The organism is Geomonas diazotrophica (genome assembly GCF_018919385.1).
Lineage (GTDB): Bacteria > Desulfobacterota > Desulfuromonadia > Geobacterales > Geobacteraceae > Geomonas > Geomonas diazotrophica.
This window is the reverse complement of the sequence record NZ_JAHLMF010000008.1, coordinates 111,736-133,921: the sequence shown is the minus strand read 5'-3', so window position 1 is coordinate 133,921 and position 22,186 is coordinate 111,736. Positions and strand designations below refer to the sequence as shown.

Here is a 22,186-nt window from a genome sequence, read left to right as displayed (position 1 = left end):
TCGTTTGAATCTTATGCAGTAACAGCTTAGAAGTACGAGGAAACCCTCCCGAAGTCCCCTCTCCCGCAAAAGGCGGGGGAGGGGCAGGGCGGGGGACGACAAAAGCTCAAGCCAGATCAGATTCAAGGAGTCCGCAGGTGGCAACCATTTACAGTTTCAAGAAGGGCGTCATGGAGCAGGTGGAAAGCGGGGTGGTCAACGAGTACCCCCTGCAGCTGGTGGTGAACGGGCGCGAGATGGCGACCCTGATCGCTTCACCGCACGACCTGCGTTTCCTGGTGGCCGGTTTCCTGCGCCTGCAGGGCTTTGTATCCAAGGTGGACGACTTCCTGGCGCTTGCCATCTGCCAGGACTTCGGCGCCGCCAGCGTCACCATCCGCGGCGAGCTACCCGAGCGCCTGAAGCCGGTGCTCACCTCCGGCTGCGGCACCGGGATCAGCTTCAACATGCCCAAGCCGGTCCAGAAGTCCGGTCCCACAAGGGTGCACGCGCCCGAAACCATCTTCGCCTTGATGAACCAGCTGGCGCAAAAGTGCGAAGGGTACCAGAACCACGGCGGGATGCACTCCGCGGGCGTGGGGAGCGACACGCTGCTCCTGCATGCCGAGGACATCGGCCGCCACAATACCATTGACAGAATCGCCGGCGAGGCGCTCCTGAAGGGGATCTCGCTGGCTGGAACCATACTGGTCACCTCGGGGCGCGTCTCCACCGAACTGGTCGCCAAGGCGTCGCTTTTGGGGATCGACCTGATCGCCTCGCGTACCTCGCCCACCGACATGGCGGTGAAGATGGCCGAGGAGGCCGGCATCACCCTGGTCGGCTACGTGCGCGCCGACAGCTTCAAGGTGTACACCAATCCCGAGGCCATCGGCGCGACCGGTCCTGAGAAGATCGCCGGGGTCACCGGCGTGATCCTTGCGGGGGGCGCCTCCAGCCGCATGGGGAGCAACAAGGCACTCTTGCCGCACAAGGGGGGGCGCTTCATCGAGAGCATCTACCGGGAGCTTTCCGAGATATTCCCCGAGGTGATCCTGGTGACCAACACCCCGGAACAGTACCAGTTCCTCCCGTGCCGCAAGGTGCCCGACCTCTACCCGGGCATGGGAGCGCTGGCGGGGATCCACGCGGGGCTCGCCCAGGCCAGCAACCCCAGCGTATTCACCGTCGCCTGCGACATGCCGCACCTCGATCCCGCCCTGATCAGGCACATCGCCGGGCGTCGCGGCGACTGCGACCTGGTGCTCCCGAAAAGCGAGCACGGCTACGAACCGCTGCACGCGCTGTACAACAAGAGCGCACTGGCCGCCATGGAGCAGTGCCTCACGCAGGGAAAGCGGCGCATCGTCTCCATCCTGCCGCAGTTGAAGGTCAACGAAATCCCCGCCAGCGAGGTGGCCGGTTTCGATCCGGAGTTCGACTCCTTCAGCAACATCAACACCCCGCAGGAGTACTACGAGTTGAGAAACGGCGACAAGGCGAGGCCGGCCACCGAGAGCCTCCCTGCCGCAGAGCAAACACACCAAGCGCAGGCCTAGCCCAGGGGGCGGTCTGAACCAAGAGGCGTCAACGCAACAGCTCCCCGGCGCGGGAGTTCAAAGGAGAAGGTAAATGTTTGGATTCGGTATGCCGGAAATGATCATCGTGCTCGTGATAGCCCTCGTTGTTGTCGGCCCCGCCAAGCTCCCCCAGCTGGGACAGGCCCTGGGGAGCAGCATCAAGAACTTCAAGAAGGCCTCCGCAGGCGAGGACGTGGTCCAGCTGAACGAGGAGAAAAGGGCCTAGCTTCGGCAGGTTCCATCAATACTTTCCAGGCCCTGGGCGACCCCGGGGCTTTTTTTTTAACGAAAGTCCTCAAGCGAGGAGGGGTATCTGCCGATCTAACAGGTAACCGGTTGAGAAATCGGTTCTGCGGTTTCGGTGGGTGCTTGCAGCTGCCGTGGCGTGACAAGGAGACGGGAAAATGTTGACCCAGTGGCACGAGGACATGGCAACGGGGAGCGAGGCGGTGGACAAGCAGCACAGGGAGCTGCTGCGCCGCGTCGACGACCTGCTCAAGGGGGCCAAAAGCAGGAAGGGCGCCGAAGAGGTCGGCAGGTTGATGTGGTTTCTCAAGAAGTACGTGCGCTGGCACTTTCGTGACGAGGAGAAGCTGATGCTGGAGGCTGGGTACCCCGGCTACCAGTCCCACAAGGTGCAGCACGAGATCTTTTTCAGGGAGGTGCTGCGCCTGGAGTCGCTGCACGTCGAGCAGGGGGACAACACCCTTATGATCGTGGCGGTCATCACTGCCATGTGCGAGTGGCTCCGCTCCCACTTCAACAAGCTGGACAAGGAATTCATCGACTTTCTGAAGGACACCGGCCAGAACGGAAACGGCAATGGCGGCAGCTGCGGGAGCCCCGAGGGGAACGGCGAACAGTAGCGCTGGCGAGATGCTCTTCCCCTGGATAGCGGCGAGAGGCCGGCAAAGGAGAACAAAGGAAAAGGGGAGCCCGACGCATCGGACTCCCCTTTCTCGTTTGTGCAAGCGCATGACGTAGCGCTTGATCCCCTCTCCCCCGGGAGAGGGTGGCCAAAGGCCGGGTGAGGGCGCCCTTTAGCTGCACTCTCTCTACGTGGCAACTCCCTCAACCCTCCCTCCCCCGGAGTGAGAGAGGAAATTAAAGCGCCTCTATGACCGGTGTACCGCGAGGGGGCCCCAGGCCTGGTGCACCGACATCACCTCGACGCTGTTGATGTTGACCCGCGCGGGGACCGTGGCGACCCAAGCCACGATGTCGGCGATGTCCTCCGGGCGCAGCGGCTCGGTCCCGTTGTAGACCCGCTGGGCCATCTCGTCGTCTCCCTTGAAGCGGACCTGGGAAAACTCCGTTTCCGCCATCCCCGGCTCGATGTTGGTGACCCGCACCGCGGTTCCCAAGAGGTCGGCGCGGAGGTTCCGGGAAAACTGCTGCACGAAGGCCTTGGTGGCGCCGTAGACGTTGCCGCCGGGGTAGGGCCAGCTTCCGGCCACCGAGCCGATGTTGACAACGTGGCCGCGATTGCGGGCAACCATGCCGGGGAGGATGGCGCGGGTGCAGTACATCACCCCTTTGATGTTGGTGTCCACCATGGTCTCCCAGTCCTGAAGCACCGCCCGGTGCGCCGGCTCCAAACCCAGGGCGAGCCCGGCGTTGTTGACCAGCAGGTCCACCTCGGCGAACTCCTGCGGCAGGGCGGCGCAGGCGGCGGCCACGGCTTCGCCGTCTCGCACGTCCAACACCATCGCGTGTACCTTTGTCTTGTCGGCAAGCTCCTGCTTGAGCGCCTGCAGTTTCTCTTCGCGGCGGGCCGTCAGCACCAGGTTCCACCCAAGCTCTGCCAAAGCCCGCGCGCAGGCGGCGCCAAATCCCGACGATGCTCCGGTAATGAGTGCACACTTTTTCATTCACGTTCCTCCTGAGGCTAGTCGCGCTGTTCAGCGCGTTATCTTAGTTGAGATCGCCTCCCAACACAAGCCGTAGCTTCCTCGCTTCCCCGCCTCCCTTTTGTATGCCCTGTCGCCGGCAGCCGCAGCGGCAGCCCTTTGCCTTTCCGCCACTTTCCCATGAAAAACGCGCGCGCGGTCGTTGCTGCACCTCTACAATCGGGTAAAGTATTCCAGTTGCTTCGCTGGAGGAATACAATATCTAATGAACCTAGGAGGCAGAGCGAGCGGGAGGTGCACGCCATGCGCAAGATCTCTCATAGCTGCGAAGTACACGCCGCGCTTGATACGGTGTGGAATCTGCTCATCGAAAAAATGGAACAGCCGCATTCCTACCTGCCGGGGGTGACGCAGTCGCGTACCCTGCAGCACTACGGCAACGGTCTGCTGCGCGAGATAAGGGGGGACGGGATCCTGATCAAGGAGAAGGTTGTCCTCGACAAGACTCACGGCGAGGTGCGCTACTTTCTCCTGGAACACCCGCTCTTTACCGGCCGGGTGGTGAACCGGGTGGTTCCCTCTTCGGTGCAAAGCCCGGTGGCGCCGCAGGTGCTGACCATAGAGGTCGACTGGGCGCCCAAGGACGACCAGGCCGAGCGGATGATCCGCAGCGACCTGCCAGAGCAGATCCAAAGAGAGGTGATCAATTTGAAAGAAAAAGCGGAAGCACTTGACGCGCTGGAGGCGAAGCCACTGTCCACACCGTATGCCTTTGGCATCACCATGGCGCTCCCCTTTGCCGACGCCCTGCCCGTGGTGCACCAGGCGCTGCAGAGGGAAGGTTTCGGGGTCCTGTTCGAGATCGACGTGAAGCAGAAGTTCAAGGAGAAGCTCGACAAGGAGTTCCGCAACTACCATATCCTTGGGGCCTGCAACCCGGGTCTGGCCTACCAGGCCTTCGGGGCCGAGATCAACATCGGGACGCTGCTTCCCTGCAACGTGGCGGTTTACTCGGTCAGCGAATCCCGCACAGTGGTGATGGTGATGGACCCGGTGGCCGGACTTTCCCTGGTGGGGAACAATCAGTTGAACGAGCTCTCCTACTCGGTGCAGCAGAGCCTGCAGCGGGTCATGGCCGGGCTGCACCCGGTTCCTGCCTAAGCCATGGTCAGGCTGAAGAGGATATACGACGAACCGGCAGCGCAGGACGGGGTGCGTGTCCTGGTGGACCGGCTCTGGCCGCGCGGGTTCTCCAAGGAGAAGGCGCACCTGGACCGCTGGGAGAAGGAACTTGCTCCGTCGGACGAACTGCGCCGCTGGTTCGGACATGATCCCGAGAAATGGCAGGAGTTCCGGGAGCGCTACCGCCTGGAGTTGGAGGGGGCGGGAGAGGGGGCACGGCTCAAAGAACTGGCCCGGCTTTGCGCCCGAGGCACGGTGACCCTGCTCTACGCGGCAAAGGATGAAGAACACAACAACGCGGTCGTACTGAAGGAACTCCTGGAGGACTCCAGCATCGGCTGATTCCGCGGAAGGTCCGCGGTTTTGGGAGGCTAAGATGGGAGACAATCTGGCTAGAAAGATATTGAAGGGACACCTGGTGGAAGGGGAGCTGGTGCCGGGGCGGGAGATCGCCATCCGGATCGACCAGACCCTTTTGCAGGACGCGACCGGCACCATGGCCATGCTGGAATTCATGGCTACCGGGATACCCAGGGTAAAGGTAGGGCTGGCGACGCAGTACGTCGACCACAACCTTTTGCAGACCGACAACAAGAACGCGGACGACCACGTCTTCCTTGCCACTGCGGCGCAGCGGTTCGGGGTGTACCTGTCCAAGCCCGGCAACGGGGTCTCGCACCAGGTGCACCTGGAGCGCTTCGGCGTCCCCGGCACCACGCTTTTGGGCGCCGACTCGCACACCCCCACCGCGGCGGGGATGGGGCAGCTCGCCATCGGCGCGGGGGGGCTCGACGTAGCGCTCGCCATGGCGGGGTACCCCTTTTACCTCACCTGCCCGAAGATCTGGGGGGTGAAATTGACCGGGCGGCTGCAGCCTTGGGTCTCGGGGAAGGACGTAATCCTTGAGATGCTCAGGCGCCACACGGTGAAGGGGGGGGTGGGCAAGATCATCGAGTACTACGGTCCCGGCGTCGCCACCCTCTCGGCGACCGACCGCGCCACCATCGGCAATATGGGCGCGGAGCTCGGTGCGACCACAACGGTCTTTCCAAGCGACGAGAACACCCGCGCCTTTCTGGAAGCGCAGGGGCGCGGCGAGATCTGGCGCGAACTCACCGCCGACCCGGACGCCGGCTACGACGAGTACGACGAGATCGACCTGTCCCAGGTGGTGCCGCTGATCGCCCGCCCGTCGTCGCCGGACAACGTGGTACCGGTCTCCGAGATCGAGGGGCTCAAGGTGGACCAGGTCATCGTCGGGAGCTCGGTGAACTCCTCGTTCCGCGACCTGATGACCGTCTGCCGCATCCTCGAGAGGCGCCGCATCGCCCCGGGGCTTGCCTTCCACATCAACCCCGGCAGTCGCCAGGTGCTCGAAAACGTGGTGGCACACGGCGGATTCATGATGCTGCTCCTCGCCGGCGGGCAGGTGCACCAGCCCGGCTGCCTCGGCTGCATCGGGATGGGGCAGGCCCCCGGCACCAACCAGGTCTCGCTCAGAACCTTCCCGCGCAACTTCCCGGGACGCAGCGGCACCAAGGAGGACCGGGTCTACCTCTGCTCCCCCGAGACCGCGGCCGCGGCCGGCGTGTTCGGCGTCGTGACCGACCCGCGCAAGCTCTCCGAGCTCCTTCCCTGGCCCGAGGTCAAGAACCCGGACCGTTACCTGGTGGACGACTCCGGTATCCAGGTCCCCCCGGAGGATGGCCGCTCGGTCGAGATCGTGACCGGTCCCAACATAGTCCCGTTCCCCGAGTTCCCGGCGCTTCCGGACCAGCTCGACGTGGAGGTGATCATCAAGGTGGGGGACAATGTCTCCACCGACACCATCATGCCGGCGGGGAACAAGGTGCTTCCCTTCCGCAGCAACATCCCGGCCATCAGCAAGTTCGTCTTCGAGCAGGCGGACCCCGAGTTCGCGCTGCGGGCGGCGGAAAAGGGGGACGGCGCGGTGGTGGGAGGTGACAACTACGGCCAGGGCTCCTCGCGCGAGCACGCGGCACTGGCGCCGCGCTACCTCGGCATCAGGGTGAAGATCGCCAAGAGCTTCGCCAGGATCCACCGTTCCAACCTGATCAACTTCGGCATCCTGCCGCTGGTCTTCAAGGACCCCGCCGACTACGACCGGATCAAGCAGGGTGACCGCATCACCATCCCCGGGGTGCGGGAGCTGACCTTGAACGGTGTCACCGAGATCCCCATCCGGGTCAACGGTGCCGAGATCGTGACCCTCTTGCACGCCTCCGAGCGCGAGCGTCGCGAGCTGGTGGCGGGGGGGCTGCTCAATTCGGTAAAGGAGGAGAACCATGGCTGAAACCCTGAGGGAGCTGCTCTCCGAGGAAGAGCTGCTCGGCTTTTTCGAGCAGATGGTGCTCTGCCGCGAGTTCGAGGAGAGCTGCGCCGAGCAGTATTCGAAGGGGCACATCACCGGCTTTTTGCACCTGTACACGGGACAGGAGGCGGTCGCGGTCGGCTGCACCGCGGGGCTGCAGGAAAAGGACTACATCCTCTCCGCCTACCGCGACCACGCCCAGGCCATCGTCAGGGGGGCCGACCCGAAGAAGGTGATGGCGGAACTGTTCGGCAAGGCGACCGGGCTTTGCAAGGGGAAGGGGGGCTCCATGCACCTCTTCGCGCCAGAGCTCAATTTCATGGGGGGGTACGCGATAGTCGGCGGTCAGTTCCCCATCGCCACCGGGCTTGCCTGGGGTAGCCAGTTGCTCGAGGAAGACCGCGTCACCGCCTGCCTCTTCGGCGACGGCTCCATGAACCAGGGGACCTTCCACGAGTCGCTGAACTGGGCACGCCTTTGGGACCTGCCGGTCCTCTTCATCTGCGAGAACAACTTCTACGGCATCGGGACCGAGGTGCACCGGGCCTCCGCCCAGGCGGCCCTGCACCGGCGCACCTGCGGCTACGACATCCCAAGCGAGAAGGTGGACGGCATGGACGTCATCGCCATGTACCAGGCCACCAAACGGGCCGCCGAATGGGTGAGGGAGCGCCAGCGTCCCTACTTCATCGAGGCGGTCACCTACCGCTTCCGCGGGCATTCCATGTCCGACCCCGCCAAGTACCGCAGTCCCTCCGAGACCGACGTCTGGAAAACACGTGACCCCATTCCCAACCTGTCGCGCAGGCTCCTGGAAGAGGGGATCGCGACCAAGGAGCAACTCGAGGAGATCACCAAGCGCTGCCTGGCCCGGGTGGAGGAAAGCGTCCGCTTCGCGGAGGAATCCCCCTGGCCCGAGGACGCCGCCGTATGGGAGGATATCTATGTCTGAAGCGTCGGGTTGAACGATCCCGTCGTGGTAGGGGTACCCGTCCGGCAGTTGTTCACTTGACCCGCAAGCAAAATAGCAAAAGCCTCATCAGGAATCCTGATGAGGCTTTTGTTGCGCTAATTATCTTTGAACTACCCTTCTGGTCGGTGCACCTAGTTCTGGGCGCTCAGCACCCCGTTTTCCAGGAAGTAGAAATTCTTGATGCCGTATTTCTCCAGGTAGTACTGTATCCATTCCACCTGCTTGCCGACAGCGTCGGTTATCAGCAGGGTCTTGCCCTTGAATTCGCTGCCGGAAAGAAGTTGCACCAGCCTGTCGGAAGGGATGTTGCGCAGGTGCGGCAGTTTGGGGATCTCCTTGCGCTGAAAGGGCTCCCGGATGTCGATGCAGATGACATCACCCGCCTGTGCCTTCTTGGAGAACTCGGCGTACTTGATCTTGTGGCTTTTCAGCCTCTCGGTGGGGATCAGCCGCGACTTGACCGCGGGAGTTTCCCCCATGAGCGTGGTTTTCTCGGGGGTAGCGGTTACCCAGTCGTGAATGCCTGCGTCGTAGACCGCGATGTTACGCAGGCCGGCGCTGGCGGCTTGTTCCGCGGCTTCATACGACTTCTCGCAGGCGTGCCCGTTGCAGTAAAAGACCATCGCCCCGGCCTCGTTTCTGCTCCTGAGTTCCTTGATGTCCCTGTCGAAGGTTTTCTGGGCAACCGGGATATTGACCGCCTTGGCGATGTGAATGACGTCGAATTCCAGCTTGGAGCGGACGTCTACAATGACGGCGCGCCCATACTCCTTTTTAAGCTCCTCGGTGCTGATGTACTTCAACTTGGGGTACTTGGCCCGCAGGGGATACCCCTCAGCGGCGAGCGATGCTCCCGCCGCCAGCATCAAACAGATCAAACCCATCAGCATGACCAGAACGTTCTTCTTCATTTGCATCTCCTTTTTTATGCCGTTTCCAGCGGCACGAGGGGCAGGGGGGCGTTGAGTTCGCTTTGCCATTTCCCTCCCGAATCGCCGGCTCCGACACTGGTTGTAGTTACCGTGAAACCTGACATCTCCAGCCGCAGAGCATCCATGTCTTCGAGCAGGGCGCTGACAACGGGGATGAGCCTTTTCACCTCTTCGACCGTCGAGCTTCCCATACGTTTCACGTCTTCGAGCGCCTCGAGCACCCGCTGGTTGAGTTCCTGCTGGTTCGAGGAGGCGCGGGCGATATCGTAATTCTTCTGGTTGGCCAGCTCTATGTTTGCCGATATGAACCTGGTGCTCTTCACCTGCTCTTCGGTCCCCCGCTTGGTCGCCACCATGGCGTCCTTGATCGGATTGAGCGCCTGCAGCAGGAAAGCGGTCCCTTTTTCCTGTTCGCTGGTGGCGCGGTTGACCTGGTCTATCTTCTGGCGCACCTGCTCAGTCGAATTGACCACGTGCTTCAGACCTTCGGTCTGCTCGATGGAGGCCCGCTCGATCCCTTTGGCGAGGTCGGTCGCCTGACGCGACGTCTCCAGGATCTCCATCAACACGTTGGCCGTTTTCCCGACCACCGTTTCCCCATCCCTGACCACATCGACGCTGTCATGCGTCTCCTTGACGACCTGCTCGATCTCATGCTGTATCACCTTGACGATGGTGTCGATCTCCTGGGTCGAGAGCGCCGCCTTGTCGGAGAGGAGTCTCATTTCTTCCGCTACCACCGCGAAGCTCTTGCCGTTTTCCCCCGCCTGGGCAGCGATTATCTGGGCGTTCAGGCTGAGCAGGCGGGATTGCGCGGTGACTTCCTCCATGACGCCGAGGATCTTGCCGATGTCCCGCGATCTGCCGCCGAGGTTCTCGATGGCCGACATGAGCGAACCGATGAAGATGCCAATCCGCTTCATCCCGTCCGTCACCTCATCAATGGCGACCATCCCCTTTTCGGAGATGATGGCCGTGGTCGCGGTGCTGATCCTGGCAGATTCGTTTATCAGCGACTCCGCGTGCTTGACGGAACGATAAACCTCTTCCGCCGACGATGAGGTCGCCGAGACGAATGAGGCGGCATCGTCGGCTAGGTGCGTGATGCCCTTGGCCGACTGGGCCAGTTCTGTCAGGGCGGAGTAGGAGTCCTGGAGATTCTTGTTGAGATCATCGGTGGTTCCGGCGATCTCCTCGGAGTTGCCCTGCATTTGCAGCAGAGAGGAGAGATTCTCGTTGGAAAGAGAAAGCAGATCGTCCGTGTTGGTGACTATCAGCAACTGGGATTCGGCGACGTCTCTCACTGCGCAGGAGACCTCGCCCGTGGAGGCATTCTGGCTGTCGATGACATGCCGGACCCTGTCGAAGGTGTCGTTCAGTTGCCGGACAGCCTTGGTCACCTTATCCGAGTTGGTATTGATCCTGGCCACGGTCCCGCGCAGCCGCTGTACCAAAAAACGTACCCCGCTCGCTATGGTGCCGATCTCATCGTCGCGAAGTACCGGCACCTCGACGGTGAGGTCCCCGCCGGTTATGCCCGAGATGGCCTTGTTCAGGCGCTCCACCGGCAGCTTGACGTACAGACGGAACAACCAGATCAGGACAGACGCCATGACGAGGAGCATGCCGAGTTGGTACAGCGGAATGAGTATCCGGCTTCTCCTAATGCTGTCGTCGATGGTCTTGGCGGTGTACACCATTTTGAACGTGCCAACGGTCTCACCGTCCGCCAGGATGGGCTCGCTCAGGGTAAAGTGTTCACGCTCCCCCCGATCCACCATCCCTTCCTTTATGGTGTTTCCGTTCTTGTCGATGACCTTTATCGAGCTGATGTCCCCGTCTTTTAAGGATTCGGTAATAAACGAGGTGACGAGGGGGGTATTGTAGTTGACCAGCGGTTCGGCCAGGATGCTAGCATTTTGCTTCGCCCCCCGTTTCATCCTGGCATGAAGGGCCCCCATGAAGTCGTTGCGCGCGGAGGAGATAAAGAGGTACGCGCCCACTCCCTGTCCTACAGTCAGCACCAGCAGCAGGATGGCGACGACCTTCACACTGATTGATTTGTGCATGTTTAGTTTCACTGCTACCACTCCGTTGGTACGAGCAACATCCGTGAGACCTGCAAAAAAAGCCCCCTTGGGAAAGGGGGCTGAACGTTCGTTGCTATGGTCGCTCTGCCGCTCTAATTTGCTGCAAAGCCAGGCTTATTGGCACTTCTGCACCGGGTAACCTGCACCGTACACGACCTGCGAGGATTTCGGGGACCACAGCTTTGCTTTGGTCGCGGCGCGCCACCCCATCATGCCAAAACGCAGGGTCCAGACGTCGTAACCGAGCATGCCGAGCACGGCTGTGCTGATGCTGGCGGTATGGCCGGTGTTGCAGATAAGAAGGATCGGTTTGTCGGCCGGCAACTTGGCGAGGTTCTCGGCTGTCGCCAACTCGTTCATCGGGATGTTGACGGCGCCCGGGACGGTGTCCGCGCAATACTCGTTGGTAGGCCGGACGTCGACTAGGAAGAAGTCGTTCAGTTCGTCCGCCTGGTTCGGATCATCGATGCCGTCCATAAGCGTCTCGGCGTAGATGGTCCGGGACCCGCCCGGCGCCGTGTTAAGGAAGGCATTGGCATACTTGGCCAGCATGGCGAACTGACCCGGAGGGATCACCTGCGCTTCCTTTTTCGCGGCCGCTTGGCTGACCCATTCTCCAAGACCCTCATCTTCACCAAAGGCAGGGGCAATGCAGGTTAAAAGACCGCAGATCAACATCAGGGAAACGAGACGACAACTTGATTTCATAAGCTCTCCTTCAGTGTATTTTTGCCGTAGTCGAAATGACAACGGGTACTGCAGGCACAAAAAAAACGCCCCATTTCTTAAAGGTGGGGCGTTTTTTGGACGCAAGCATCCAAGCAAACACCACTTCGACAAGCCCCTCGTTCCAGAAACTGGATAGGTGGCTTTGTGCAGCCAGGTTTCCCTGACGTTACCCTTTCGGTGGTATAAACTATGTGTAATTATGTATACCGGTATAACTATCTTGAATCATTGGCAAAAGCAAGATTTTAATTCTTATGGGCTAATAAGGAACCCTGCACTGTAAACCTCATCACGCGGCGACCGCCAGAACCAGCGCCAGGTTGATTTTTGATGTCCACCGGTTCATGACCGCTTCGTTCCAGCGCCCTATCGTACTTGCAGAGCCGTTGCAAGACTTGTACGTTGGCCGTTGTAGACATGATTCCTGGGGCTGCAACTGCCTGAATTTGACCTCTTCATCGTTGTGTTCCCTTAATGCTTTGATAGTATTGGAACCTTGTATTGCGGAAAGTAACGTCACCTGCGCTAACGGAGAGCATGTATGGCTGAGATGACCTATCGGGACGCCATCAATCTGGCGCTCAAAGAGGAAATGAGGCGCGACAAGACCGTCGTGGTCTACGGCGAGGACGTGGCGCTTTACGAGGGGGCCTTCAAGGTGACCCGGGGGCTTTTGTCCGAGTTCGGGGAACTCAGGGTGCGTGACTGTCCCATTTCCGAGAACACCATCGTGGGGGTAGCCGTCGGCGCAGCCATGGCGGGGATCCGCCCGGTGGCGGAGTTGATGACGGTGAACTTCGCCCTACTCGCCATGGACCAGATCGTAAACCACATGGCCAAGGTGCGCTACATGTTCGGCGGCCAGACCAAGGTCCCCATGGTGGTGCGCATGCCCGGAGGCGGGGGGAGCCAGTTGGGCGCCCAGCACTCGCAGAGCCTGGAGAGCTACTTCATGCACTGCCCTGGGATGCTGGTCGCCTATCCGGCGACGCCCGCCGACGCCAAGGGGCTCCTGAAGACGTCGATCCGCGAGGACAACCCGGTCATCTTCCTGGAGCACGAACTCCTCTACAACAGCAAGGGGGAGGTCCCCGAGGATCCGGAATACCTGGTCCCCTTCGGCAAGGCCTCCGTCATGAGGGAGGGGGAACAGGTCACCCTGGTCGGGTACGGCAGGATGGCGATCCTCGCGCTGCAGGCAGCACAGCAGCTGGAAAAGGATGGGATTTCATGCGAGGTGATCGACCTGCGCACCCTAGTTCCTCTGGACATGGAGATGGTGCTCGCTTCGGTGCGCAAGACCGGGCGTGTCGCCGTGATCGAGGAGTGCTGGAAAAGCGCGGGGCTTGGGGGTGACATCGCCTCCCGCATCTACGAGGGGTGCTTCGACACGCTGCTGGCGCCGGTGCACCGCATTTCCGGGCTCGATGTGCCGATGCCCTATTCACGAAAGATCGAAAAGCTCTGCATCCCGCAACTGGAGGGGATCGTGCAGGGAGTACATGACCTTCTTAACGAACCGTACTGAGGAGCCACCATGAACGAGATCGTCATGCCTAAACTCTCCGATACCATGACCGAGGGGAGGCTGGTCCAGTGGAAGAAGCGGGTAGGGGACGAGGTGCGCCGCGGAGAGGTGATCGCCGAGGTGGAAACCGACAAGGCGAACATGGAACTTGAGGCCTTTGCACCGGGGGTGCTGCTCGAGATCAGGGTGCAGTCCGGCGAAATGGTGCAGGTAGGGACGGTGATTGCCATAGTCGGCAAGGCCGGAGAAAAGGTGGGGGGAGCCCCCGCCGAGCCCGAGGCGCCACTTAAGGAGGCGCCGCCTGAAGCGGGAGCTCCGGAAGCGGGCGTCGCAGAGGCCGGCGCCGAGCCGCAGAGCCAGGCGGAAAGAGAGGCGCCGGAAACGGTGCAGGGGGAGGGGGGCAAAGCCCCACGGGAGGCAACGTCAGGCGGCGAACAGGGTGGCGCCGAGCCCACCGCTGAACCGGCCGAGGCCAAGGATCTTTCCCTCGGGGAAGGTGAGCGCCAGGCTCCTGCCGCTCCACCGCTCCCGGGAGAGGATAAGACCCAGCCGGCAGGCGAGCCCCCGGGCACTCCCCGGCATTATATAGATACCAGGGCGCCCGCTCCCGGCGGGGCTGCTCAGGAAGCGGTCTCGCCTGGGAGAGAACGGGCCGCTCCGGTCGTGCGCCGCCGCGCCAGGGAATTGGGGATCGATCTGGCCGAGGTACGTGGATCCGGCCCCGAGGGGCGTATCCTGCTCCAGGACCTGGAGGGGGAGGGGGGGAAGCCTGCGGCAACTGGCGTGTCCGCACAGCCGGCCCAGCCCAAAGCTCAGGCTGCGCCCGCGGAAGCGCCGTCACCGGGGCCCAAGCTGGTGCAGGAGGTGAAGGCGATGTCCAAGCTCAGGGCGGCGGTGGCCAAGACTGTCGCCGAGTCCTGGGCCCATATCCCTCATTTCACCGTGACCATGGACATCGCCATGGACGAGGCGGAATCGATCCGGCGCCAGTTGAAACAGGGGGGGATGCATGTCACGGTGAACGACATCATCGTGAAGGGGGTCGCCCTCGCCTTGGTGAAGTTCCCCCAGATGAATGCGAGCTTCGGCCAGGATGGGCTGCAATTCCACGGAGAAGTGAACGTCAGCGTGGCGGTGGGGGTGCCCGAGGGGGTGCTCATGCCGGTGATCCACGGCTGCGATTCGCTTTCCCTGCCGGCGATCGCCCAGGAGGCTGACCGGCTGGTGCAACGGGCAAGGTCGGGCGCCCTGACCGGGCAGGAGATGAGTGGAGGGACCTTCTCCGTTTCCAACCTCGGCATGTTCCAGGTGAGCAGCTTCACCGCCGTGATTCCGCCTTCTCAGGCGGGCGTGCTCGCGGTCGGGGCGGTGGTCGACGTTCCGGTGCTGCGTTCGGGGGTGCTGGCAAACGCCAAGGTGATGAAGGTCACCCTCTCGGCGGATCATCGCGTGGTCGATGGTGCCTACGCCGCCCAGTTCCTGGTCGAACTGAGGGACGTGCTGGAAAATCCGGTGCGTCTGCTCATGTAACCGAAAAAGGGGCAGGCCTTCTTCGGCCTGCCCCCGTCCTTCCCGCTGCCTCACATCACACTCGCTGGCTTATCCTCCTCCGCCGCATCATCCAGGCTGTCCCCCGTTTATCCTCTCCAGAGTCGTCCCGTCCTGCCCTTCATGCACCCCGACCAGGATCTTCCACAGCCGCGACCGTTTTTTTCATTATCGTCCTAAAGAATGGTTCCAATGAGCCGATAGGAAAAAGTGCTGGAGGGCGCCATGCTCCCGAGGGGATGTGCCTGACAGCATGAAAAACACACCAAGATCTGGGGGAGAGCTATGAAGTGCTTGATAGTAGATGACGAGGCTTTTTGCCGTGACTTTGTCGCCACCTTGCTCAGCGCGACCGCGGACTGTCACCAGGCCAGTAGCGGCATGGAGGCTCTCGAGAAATATAACGCGGCCCTGGCTAGCGACGAACCGTTCGACCTGGTGATCATGGACATCATGATGCCCGGGATGAGCGGCCACGATGCGGCCAAGGCGATCAGGCATATAGAGAAGGAGCAGAAACCGGCCAAACGGGTGAACATCGTCATGCTGACTGCGCTGAACTCTTCCAACGACGCTATGGAGTCGTTCTGCAATGCACAGTCGGCGGCCTACCTCGTGAAGCCGGTCTCCAAGGAAGGGCTCTTCAACGTGCTATCCAAGCTAGGGCTGATGAAGCGCTAGCTGTTCTATGGGAACAGACGGAGCTGCAGTCCTTTAAGCCCCGGCAGACTGCGGCCCCGCCCTTCCCACCTATGCTACCTTGAACTGGGTGACCAGCGTCCCCAGGTCGTCCGAGAGGTTTGCCAACTCAGCGGCGGCCAGGGATGAATCATGGGACCCCTGGACCGTGAGCTGCACCACCTCGGAGATCCTGGTGATGTTGCCGGTGATCTCGCTGATCGTTGCGGTCTGTTCTTCGGCCGCCGTGGCGATCTGGTTCACCTGCATGCTGACCGCGTTGATCTGGTCCAGGATTTCCTGCAGGGCGGCCCCCGACTTGGCGGCCTCCTCGGTTCCCTGCTGCACCTCGCGCACGCCTTCCTCCATCGCCAGCACCGCCCCTTTCGTTTCCCCCTGGATCGCCTTGATCATCTCCCCGATCTCGCGTGTCGCCTTGGTGGTCCGTTCCGCCAAGGCCCGCACCTCGTCGGCAACCACCGCGAAGCCGCGCCCCTGTTCCCCGGCTCGGGCCGCTTCTATGGCCGCGTTGAGCGCCAGGAGGTTGGTCTGGTCGGCGATGTCTTCGATGGTGCCCACGATGGCCCCGATCTGGTCCGAACGCTCGCCAAGGCTTTCCACGGTCCTGGAGGTCGCGTTGACACGATCGGCGATCCGGTTCATTATCTCCACCGTCTGAGCTACCACCTGGGCCCCGGACTCGGCGGCGCTGCTCGCCTGCTTGGAGTTTCTCGCCGCCTCATGGCAGTTAAGCGCGATCTCGTTTGAGGTGGCGGACATCTGTTCGCTTGCCGTAGCGACGGTCTGGGCCTGGCAGACGACCTGCTCCGCGCCGCCGGCCATTTGTTCGGAGGTGCACTGAAGACGGCTCGAAGACGTCGCGATGCTCGCCGAGATGCTGCTGGTCTGCGCCACGATTTCGCGCAGGTGGCTCAGCATGGCGGCGATGGCAGCTAGAAGCTGTCCCGTTTCCGTGGAGCCGTCGCCGTCTATCTTCACCGTCAGGTCCCTGCGCGCGATCTTGTCGGCGGTCTCGAGCGCCACGCGAAACGGGCCTGCAATGCTTCGGTCCAGCCAGAACAGGGCGGCGACGGCGATGCCGAGGGCAGCCAGCAGCAGGAGTGCCAGCGCGAACTGGGCCTTTTTAGTCGACGCGAAGGCGGCGGACGGCACCGGGGCATTAATGACGAGGTTCAACTGCGAGAGCGCCTCCTGGATCTCCTCGCGTTTCAGCTTCATCTCCCTGAGCGTTTTCAGCGCCTGGTCCTTTGCCCCCTGGGTGAGAAACCCTACCGCCTGGCTGCGGGTCGATGCACAGGCCGAAACCTTCGCCGATAACGCCCGAAGCAACGCTTTCTCCTGGTCGGTGCCCATTTGCCCCTTGAGCTTGTCGACCTGGTCTGCCATGTTCCTGTCCACGCCGGCTCCTGTCTCCAACGCCGAGCGTGTCCTCTCCCAAGCACCTGCCGACAGCGCCTCGCTCAGCTTCAGTGTCGCGGTGGCATTGGTCGAAACCAGCTCTGAAATTGTCTTCGCCTGCGCCAGCTTCGCGTTGAGCTGGGTCCGGGCCGACTCCGTGGTGGCGGAGAGGGCGAAAAGGGCCGTCACAGCAATGATTGCAGTTGCAATCGTGCTGATGCCAAGGCCGATGAGGAGCTTCGCTCTGATGTTCAGGTCGGTGCGCATCGCCTGCCTCCTTGATCATTGTCGTGACCGTCAGCTTCTAATTAATCATCAGGTGAATTTAGTTTTTTAAACCATGTACTTTACCGAAACTTCACCAGTATAAGGTTGACATGTTACCTGTCAAGTCCTGCAAGGATGCATCATTTTGATGCCTACGTATTAATAGATAATTTGAAATTACGGGTGTATTTGGCCAATTATAGAAGCATAATATCGAAAATAACAGAAAGACATTGCCCGACATAAGGGTCATAGATTTCGATGTCGGGTCCTGACGCGACAGTCTTAGCCTTTGCAGTACCCACGACTCTATGCTAGGTTGCAGTACCGGTTCTACCCCAATAACCAGTAGAATATGGAGCTGTGCTTATGGATCAGAAATTAAAAGATGCGATATTTCGTCAGGTTGAACAGGAACCCTTCGCTAAGGCGTTGAAGATGGAGCTGGTACAGCTAGAGGACGGATTTTCTGCCGTGGAAATGGCCTACGACGCTGATGTGATGAACAACATGTTCGGGCGGGCGCATGGCGGGGTATCTTTTCCCTTATCGACGAGGCCTTCGAGACCGTTTGCCAGACCGTCGGCAGCGTCACGGTAGCTCTGAACGTGGGGGTGAACTACGTGGCGAGCCCGGAGGCCGGGGCACGGCTCAGGGCAGAGGCCCGGGAAGTGAACAGCACCAAGAGAACAGCCAGCTATGACATAAAAGTCCACGATCAGGACGGGGTCTTGATAGCACTGTGCCAGGCTCTTGCATATCGCACAGGCAAGCCGCTTCCTTTTCTCTGAGTGAGTAAGTCGATAGAGAGAATACTCCTCGCTGAGCCAGCGGATAGTGACAGGAGAGCCCGGGCGGAGCTATAATGGCCATAATCTGACTTGCTTCGGAGTTGTCGCAAGGCATAGTCGAATGGACAGATGCAAGAGGCAAGAGCCAGAGCTGGAAACCTGTTTTGGTTGAGGAGGAGTTATGAGAGGAACTTTTCTGAACCGCTATCTCTTGGTTTCTTTGCTGCTCATCGGGATTTTGGGACGGGATGCAGCCGCAGAGGTGAGTCTCAGCATCAATATAGGGCCGCCGGTCGTGGTCGGCGCCCCCCCGGCGATGGTGATGGTGCCGGGGACGAGCGTATACTTCGCACCTGGTCTCGATGTCGATATCTTCTTCTACGGTGGCTACTGGTGGTCGCCGCGCGGTAACCGCTGGTACCGCTCCACCGACTACGACGGGCCTTGGCGCACGGTGGCGCGCAGTTCAGTTCCGCGCACCGTTTACCGTGTGCCGAGGGAGTACCGCGAGATCTACGCCAAGGAACGCCACATTCCCTACGGGCAATGGAAAAAGGAAGGGCATGGCGGCAACCACCGCGGCCGCGGTCATGGCCGTGGCAACGACTGACCGTCAGCCTGATCAGCCGTCCCCTCGAATAATCACCCGGACTGGGCGATAGCGAGCCACCATGCGTAACCTACTACCGAGGCGCTGGCCAGTGCGAGCAAGGCGTTGGCCAGGCGCCCCGGCCTCCCTACGTATCCCACCAGCAGTTCAGCCGCAAATCCGAACAGACACCCGAACAGGAAACCGAAGAGGTGTGCGCCCAGGTCGGTCCTTTCCCCTTCCGTGCCTAGCAGCACCAGCAGCGAAAGCGCCGCGGCGATAGGTAGCGGCCAGCGCCTGCGCAGGTGGTGCCGGTAGCGCATCATGGTGAGCGCGCCCAGGATGCCCACCGTGCCGAACACCGCCGTGGAGGCCCCCACCGAGGTGTGACTGGGGAGTTGGATGTACGCGTTAGCCAGGTTGCCGCAGACACCGGAGGCGAGGAGTAGCGTCCAGGCGAGCCCCGAGCCGAGGTCCCGACAGAGGTAGACGATGAACACCCCCCCAATGGCAAGGTTGCTGATCAGGTGCAGCGCGTCCGCGTGCAGGGTCAGGGCCGTCACCAGGCGCCACCATTCCCCCTTGAGGATGAGTCCGGCGTGGGCATTGCCGATCGCGAGCCAGTCGACCGGGTAGTGCCCAAGTATCTTCAGGTCCAGGTTGGTCAGGTTGTGGAAGGTGGCCAGCAGGACCAGGATGGAAAGGGTGGGGAGGGTGTTTTCCTTCATGGGATGCACAGGCGGCAGGAACGGCGGCCAGTTGCGGTTCTCCTCAACGTAGAGGTGCAGCTCCCGGCAGGCGGCGTCGTAGTTCTCGGGGGCGACCCACAGCTGCCACCCTCGCGGTCCCGGTTCCAGTCGGCATTCTATGTAACGGGACTCAAGCACCAGCGCCCAGAGGCGGGCCTGGCGCATGGACAGCTTGCGTCCCCGCTCCTCCACCCGCCAGACCGGGACGATACGCCAGTCGTCACGCGGCTCTACGCTATGGTTCTGGTCTTGGTCTTGATTCCCGGTCATGCCGGACAGTATGTCAGATCCTTCTTCCGACGTCATTACTAAAGGGGCCGCGGTGCCGCTGCAGGCCTCCTCTTCTGGCGGCTCCATCTGCTCTCCACCTGCAGTCGGCCCGCCCAAACCGCGGCTCCGACCCCTTCCTTGACTATTTTTCACGCGGTGCTACAAGAACCTAATGCTGACGCACGGTTAAATCAAGGGGGGCAGACGAAAAGATTGATCCCAAGGAGAAACGAGGATGCGATCCAGGGGCAGGCTGACCAAATCGGCGGTGCCACAAGAGGTCCGGCCTCTTGGCGAACGATCCGGCATTCCCAACAGCAGGAACCGCCATCCCTCACGCCGGGTGCCGATAAGGATGCGCTGGCATCGCCGACTGATCCGCATCGGCAAGAGGAGGTACGTCAACATGATAAGTGAAAAGATAAGGGAACTGTCTGAGCGGGTAGGGCATGCCTTCGTGGCTACCTGTGATACCGGTGGTCATCCGCATCTTGCGGCAGGGAGGGGCATCACACTGTTCGACCCGAACCGGTTGGTGTTCGAGTCCTGGTTTTGCCCCACCACCATGAAGAACCTGCAGGACAACCCTCACGTTTCGGTCGTGATTGCCGACGATACGGGAAACGGTTATCAGTTCGTGGGGAAGGTGGAGAAGGCGACCGACACTGCGGTGTTGAACGGATATGCCCCTGAGCTCGAGCCTGCCGGGTTGCCGCAGGTGCAGTGGAGGCTCGAGATCAGGGTGGAAGGCGTGATGGCTTTTACTGCCGATGCTCATTCGGACCGCCCGCTCGGGTAGGATGCGGACCTATTGCACTTTCACGTGCCATTACAGCTTTACTGGGTCTTGAGGAGCAGTTCCTCTGCCCTGGGCAGGTCTTCCTCCGCTACCTCGATCTCACCGGTTACATTTTCCTCTGCGAGGTCGGTGACGAAGTACTCGACCCCACCTTGTTTCAGCACCGCCTCGACGCGGGCCAATTCGGCTTCGCTTCTGGCATCGTAGAACTTCACCATGTTTTATCCTCCTTGTTCGCTGGCGCGCCTTACAGGTGCGAGGGGGGCTGAATGGTCATTTCGGCCTCTCTCGCCGCACGTTCGCGGCTGATCCTGCTGCGCGGGCTTTCCAAGGCGCGGTCGATGGACCAGCGGCCTGCGCCCCAGATCGTGATGGTGACCGCCACCGTGATTGCCAGAAGCTGGAACTCCACCCCCGGCGACAGCTGTTTCCCGCTCCAGGTGGTCAAAAAACCGTTGCTGTAGTTCAGCACACCGAATGAGGCCAGCATCACCCCGATAACGGCAACGGATGCGATTCGTACGTAGGCCCCCAGCACTAGTGCGATACCTCCGAAGAACTGGGTCATGATGACCAGGACGCCGACTATCTTCTGCAGTCCAAGCTGTGTGGTCAACACAGCCATCGCCTGCTCAAACCCCAGTCCCCAAAACCATCCTAGCAGATTTTGGGCTCCGTGGAGCAACATCACGAGTCCCAGTCCGATTCTCAGTACAGTCCCGGTCCAGCTGTCGTTGGTCAGCAATAACCTTTCCATCGTCCGTCCTCCTTTTGTCGTTTGGTTGCCCGACTCGGCGTAGTTCATCTTGCCCACACTTGCTCTCTCTGGAATTTTTGCTTAGCAAATTCTAATCATATCCTTTGCAAAAGCAAGAGTCCTTCTGAGAGCCGTTCCGGTGGGGCATTTTGCCTGGGTGGCTACGTCATTTCGCGCTACCCCGCGCCAGATTCGGTGTAAAGACCAAGCTGCCTGCCGTCCTCTTCGCCATCTTACGCTCGCGCGCCGTTGCATTTTGAGGACGTTGGATTAATTCACCGCAGATGGTGTTAGCAAATGGACAAGGATTTCGTCGGGTTGACTGCAGGGCGCGGCATCAGGTTTTTTAATAAAGGCGTTGATCCCCGGCGAATGTGCGAAGTTTGCACAATTTGGGCACGTTTTCGGCAGATAAACTGTTAATGCCTGCTGGACATGGTCAGTACTCGATTCAATGCATTGGGGTGTGAAATGAAGAGAAGGGTCCTGATTGTTGATGATGTCGAAGATATCAGGCTGATGCTGCGTTTCATGGTGGAGAGGGAAGGGCACATCATCGTGGCGGAGGCTGCCAACGGTATCGAGGCTGTCGAGAAATACCGCGAACATCGCCCCGACATCACCATCATGGACATCGACATGCCGCTGATGACCGGGGTCGAAGCGGCGCGCGAGATCCGCGACATGGGCGGCAGCACGCGAATCGTCTTCTGCAGCGGGGGATACTCCAAGTTCGAGACTCCCCCCAAGGAGCTGCGTAGCGAAGGAAGCACCTTTTTGCGGAAGCCGTTTTTGCCCGCACAGCTGTACCAGGCCCTGGCTGCCTAAACTCTAGCTTTTATTGTGATGTTGTTGATGTTATGTGATTTTTGTTGATGTTGTGCCATGCTGCAGATGCTTTTGTGATGCAATGTTCTGTATAGGTTTGAATGGTTGTTATGCGATGAAATGCGATGCATTGATGTGATTTGGTGAATGCAATGTTCTTTTAAATGTTACACTTTTTGCCGTATTTGATGGAGATCCTGGAGTTTTTGATGTTGTGGCCGTAGAGGCCGCGTATGCTGTCTGTCTATCAGTTAGAGTTTGATGTCGATGGGAGCCGTACCGGCTCCCATTTTTTTTCGTTCTGACGACAGCTGTG

23 protein-coding genes and 1 riboswitch are annotated in these 22,186 nt (G+C 60.7%); of the genes, 15 read left to right on the top strand and 8 right to left on the bottom strand.

Translation table 11 applies throughout. From position 1 onward, the window contains the following. Positions 1–137: 137 nt before the first annotated feature. The 3 genes from fdhD to KOM00_RS10550 all read left to right on the top strand — a co-directional run bounded on the left by fdhD (position 138) and on the right by KOM00_RS10550 (position 2,425). Positions 138–1,538, top strand: coding sequence for a formate dehydrogenase accessory sulfurtransferase FdhD (gene fdhD / locus KOM00_RS10560; RefSeq protein WP_216498881.1), 1,401 nt, complete (start codon positions 138–140; stop codon positions 1,536–1,538). A gap of 73 nt (positions 1,539–1,611) precedes the next feature. Next, on the top strand, positions 1,612–1,785 hold the full coding sequence (gene tatA / locus KOM00_RS10555) for a twin-arginine translocase TatA/TatE family subunit (protein WP_216498880.1): 174 nt from the start codon (positions 1,612–1,614) through the stop codon (positions 1,783–1,785). Positions 1,786–1,963: 178 nt separating this feature from the next. Then, entirely contained in the window at positions 1,964–2,425 is a 462-nt protein-coding gene (locus KOM00_RS10550; RefSeq protein ID WP_216498879.1) for a bacteriohemerythrin, read from the top strand. Positions 2,426–2,674: 249 nt separating this feature from the next. Here KOM00_RS10550 and KOM00_RS10545 read toward each other — a convergent pair whose 3' ends face one another. Continuing rightward, positions 2,675–3,430, bottom strand: coding sequence for an SDR family oxidoreductase (locus KOM00_RS10545; protein ID WP_216498878.1), 756 nt, complete (start codon positions 3,428–3,430; stop codon positions 2,675–2,677). Between the two features lie 282 nt (positions 3,431–3,712). Here KOM00_RS10545 and KOM00_RS10540 point away from each other — a divergent pair, with 282 nt between their 5' ends. From KOM00_RS10540 to pdhA, 4 genes are read left to right on the top strand one after another with little or no spacing between them, the layout of a single operon-like run. Next, positions 3,713–4,570, top strand: coding sequence for a DUF302 domain-containing protein (locus tag KOM00_RS10540; protein ID WP_216498877.1), 858 nt, complete (start codon positions 3,713–3,715; stop codon positions 4,568–4,570). Positions 4,571–4,573: 3 nt separating this feature from the next. Beyond that, positions 4,574–4,933, top strand: coding sequence for a DUF488 domain-containing protein (locus tag KOM00_RS10535; protein WP_216498876.1), 360 nt, complete (start codon positions 4,574–4,576; stop codon positions 4,931–4,933). A 34-nt stretch (positions 4,934–4,967) separates the two neighbouring features. Then, the gene (locus KOM00_RS10530) at positions 4,968–6,905 is read left to right on the top strand and encodes an aconitate hydratase (RefSeq protein WP_216498875.1); all 1,938 of its coding nucleotides are present in this window, start codon (positions 4,968–4,970) and stop codon (positions 6,903–6,905) included. Then, entirely contained in the window at positions 6,898–7,875 is a 978-nt protein-coding gene (gene pdhA / locus KOM00_RS10525; protein WP_216498874.1) for a pyruvate dehydrogenase (acetyl-transferring) E1 component subunit alpha, read from the top strand. Before KOM00_RS10530 ends, pdhA begins: the two co-directional genes overlap by 8 nt. Positions 7,876–8,027: 152 nt before the next feature. On the opposite strand, the gene KOM00_RS10520 is transcribed toward pdhA, so the two are convergent. The 3 genes from KOM00_RS10520 to KOM00_RS10510 all read right to left on the bottom strand — a co-directional run bounded on the left by KOM00_RS10520 (position 8,028) and on the right by KOM00_RS10510 (position 11,494). After that, entirely contained in the window at positions 8,028–8,807 is a 780-nt protein-coding gene (locus KOM00_RS10520; RefSeq protein WP_216498873.1) for a rhodanese-like domain-containing protein, read from the bottom strand. 14 nt (positions 8,808–8,821) lie between these two features. Continuing rightward, on the bottom strand, positions 8,822–10,897 hold the full coding sequence (locus KOM00_RS10515) for a methyl-accepting chemotaxis protein (protein WP_216498872.1): 2,076 nt from the start codon (positions 10,895–10,897) through the stop codon (positions 8,822–8,824). 135 nt (positions 10,898–11,032) lie between these two features. After that, complete coding sequence (locus KOM00_RS10510; protein WP_216498871.1) at positions 11,033–11,494, bottom strand: rhodanese-like domain-containing protein; 462 nt, start codon at positions 11,492–11,494, stop codon at positions 11,033–11,035. Between the two features lie 256 nt (positions 11,495–11,750). After that, positions 11,751–11,828: riboswitch (cyclic di-GMP riboswitch) on the bottom strand. Between the two features lie 360 nt (positions 11,829–12,188). On the opposite strand from KOM00_RS10510, the gene KOM00_RS10505 reads away from it, so the two are divergent. The 3 genes from KOM00_RS10505 (at position 12,189) to KOM00_RS10495 (ending at position 15,404) form a co-directional block, all read left to right on the top strand. Continuing rightward, entirely contained in the window at positions 12,189–13,175 is a 987-nt protein-coding gene (locus KOM00_RS10505; RefSeq protein ID WP_216498870.1) for an alpha-ketoacid dehydrogenase subunit beta, read from the top strand. A 9-nt stretch (positions 13,176–13,184) separates the two neighbouring features. Beyond that, positions 13,185–14,705 (top strand): dihydrolipoamide acetyltransferase family protein, encoded by a 1,521-nt coding sequence (locus KOM00_RS10500; protein ID WP_216498869.1) that lies wholly within the window; start codon positions 13,185–13,187, stop codon positions 14,703–14,705. A gap of 303 nt (positions 14,706–15,008) precedes the next feature. Next, a complete protein-coding gene (locus KOM00_RS10495) occupies positions 15,009–15,404 on the top strand; it encodes a response regulator (RefSeq protein ID WP_216498868.1) in 396 nt (131 codons plus the stop codon). Between the two features lie 69 nt (positions 15,405–15,473). Here the strand turns inward: KOM00_RS10495 and KOM00_RS10490 are convergent, their stop codons facing one another. Further along, complete coding sequence (locus tag KOM00_RS10490) at positions 15,474–17,087, bottom strand: methyl-accepting chemotaxis protein (RefSeq protein ID WP_236026882.1); 1,614 nt, start codon at positions 17,085–17,087, stop codon at positions 15,474–15,476. A gap of 369 nt (positions 17,088–17,456) precedes the next feature. Here KOM00_RS10490 and KOM00_RS10485 point away from each other — a divergent pair, with 369 nt between their 5' ends. From KOM00_RS10485 to KOM00_RS10475, 3 genes are all read left to right on the top strand, one after another. Further along, positions 17,457–17,687 (top strand): hotdog family protein, encoded by a 231-nt coding sequence (locus KOM00_RS10485; protein ID WP_216498867.1) that lies wholly within the window; start codon positions 17,457–17,459, stop codon positions 17,685–17,687. Then, positions 17,624–17,878, top strand: a complete 255-nt coding sequence (locus KOM00_RS21020; RefSeq protein WP_216499083.1) for a PaaI family thioesterase — start codon at positions 17,624–17,626, stop codon at positions 17,876–17,878. Before KOM00_RS10485 ends, KOM00_RS21020 begins: the two co-directional genes overlap by 64 nt. Positions 17,879–18,059: 181 nt before the next feature. Then, positions 18,060–18,488 (top strand): hypothetical protein, encoded by a 429-nt coding sequence (locus KOM00_RS10475; RefSeq protein ID WP_236026881.1) that lies wholly within the window; start codon positions 18,060–18,062, stop codon positions 18,486–18,488. Positions 18,489–18,520: 32 nt separating this feature from the next. Here the strand turns inward: KOM00_RS10475 and KOM00_RS10470 are convergent, their stop codons facing one another. Next, positions 18,521–19,573 (bottom strand): rhomboid family intramembrane serine protease, encoded by a 1,053-nt coding sequence (locus KOM00_RS10470; RefSeq protein WP_236026880.1) that lies wholly within the window; start codon positions 19,571–19,573, stop codon positions 18,521–18,523. A gap of 319 nt (positions 19,574–19,892) precedes the next feature. Here KOM00_RS10470 and KOM00_RS10465 point away from each other — a divergent pair, with 319 nt between their 5' ends. Next, the gene (locus KOM00_RS10465; RefSeq protein WP_216498866.1) at positions 19,893–20,285 is read left to right on the top strand and encodes a pyridoxamine 5'-phosphate oxidase family protein; all 393 of its coding nucleotides are present in this window, start codon (positions 19,893–19,895) and stop codon (positions 20,283–20,285) included. 38 nt (positions 20,286–20,323) lie between these two features. Here the strand turns inward: KOM00_RS10465 and KOM00_RS10460 are convergent, their stop codons facing one another. Both KOM00_RS10460 and KOM00_RS10455 read right to left on the bottom strand, forming a co-directional pair. Continuing rightward, on the bottom strand, positions 20,324–20,503 hold the full coding sequence (locus KOM00_RS10460) for a putative signal transducing protein (protein ID WP_216498865.1): 180 nt from the start codon (positions 20,501–20,503) through the stop codon (positions 20,324–20,326). Positions 20,504–20,532: 29 nt separating this feature from the next. Next, positions 20,533–21,042 carry a DoxX family protein gene (locus KOM00_RS10455; RefSeq protein ID WP_268898997.1) on the bottom strand — a complete coding sequence of 170 codons (510 nt, stop codon included), beginning with the start codon at positions 21,040–21,042 and terminating at the stop codon, positions 20,533–20,535. A 471-nt stretch (positions 21,043–21,513) separates the two neighbouring features. Between KOM00_RS10455 and KOM00_RS10450 the strand changes: the two genes are divergently transcribed. Then, a complete protein-coding gene (locus KOM00_RS10450) occupies positions 21,514–21,870 on the top strand; it encodes a response regulator (RefSeq protein ID WP_216498863.1) in 357 nt (118 codons plus the stop codon). Positions 21,871–22,186 lie beyond the last annotated feature (316 nt).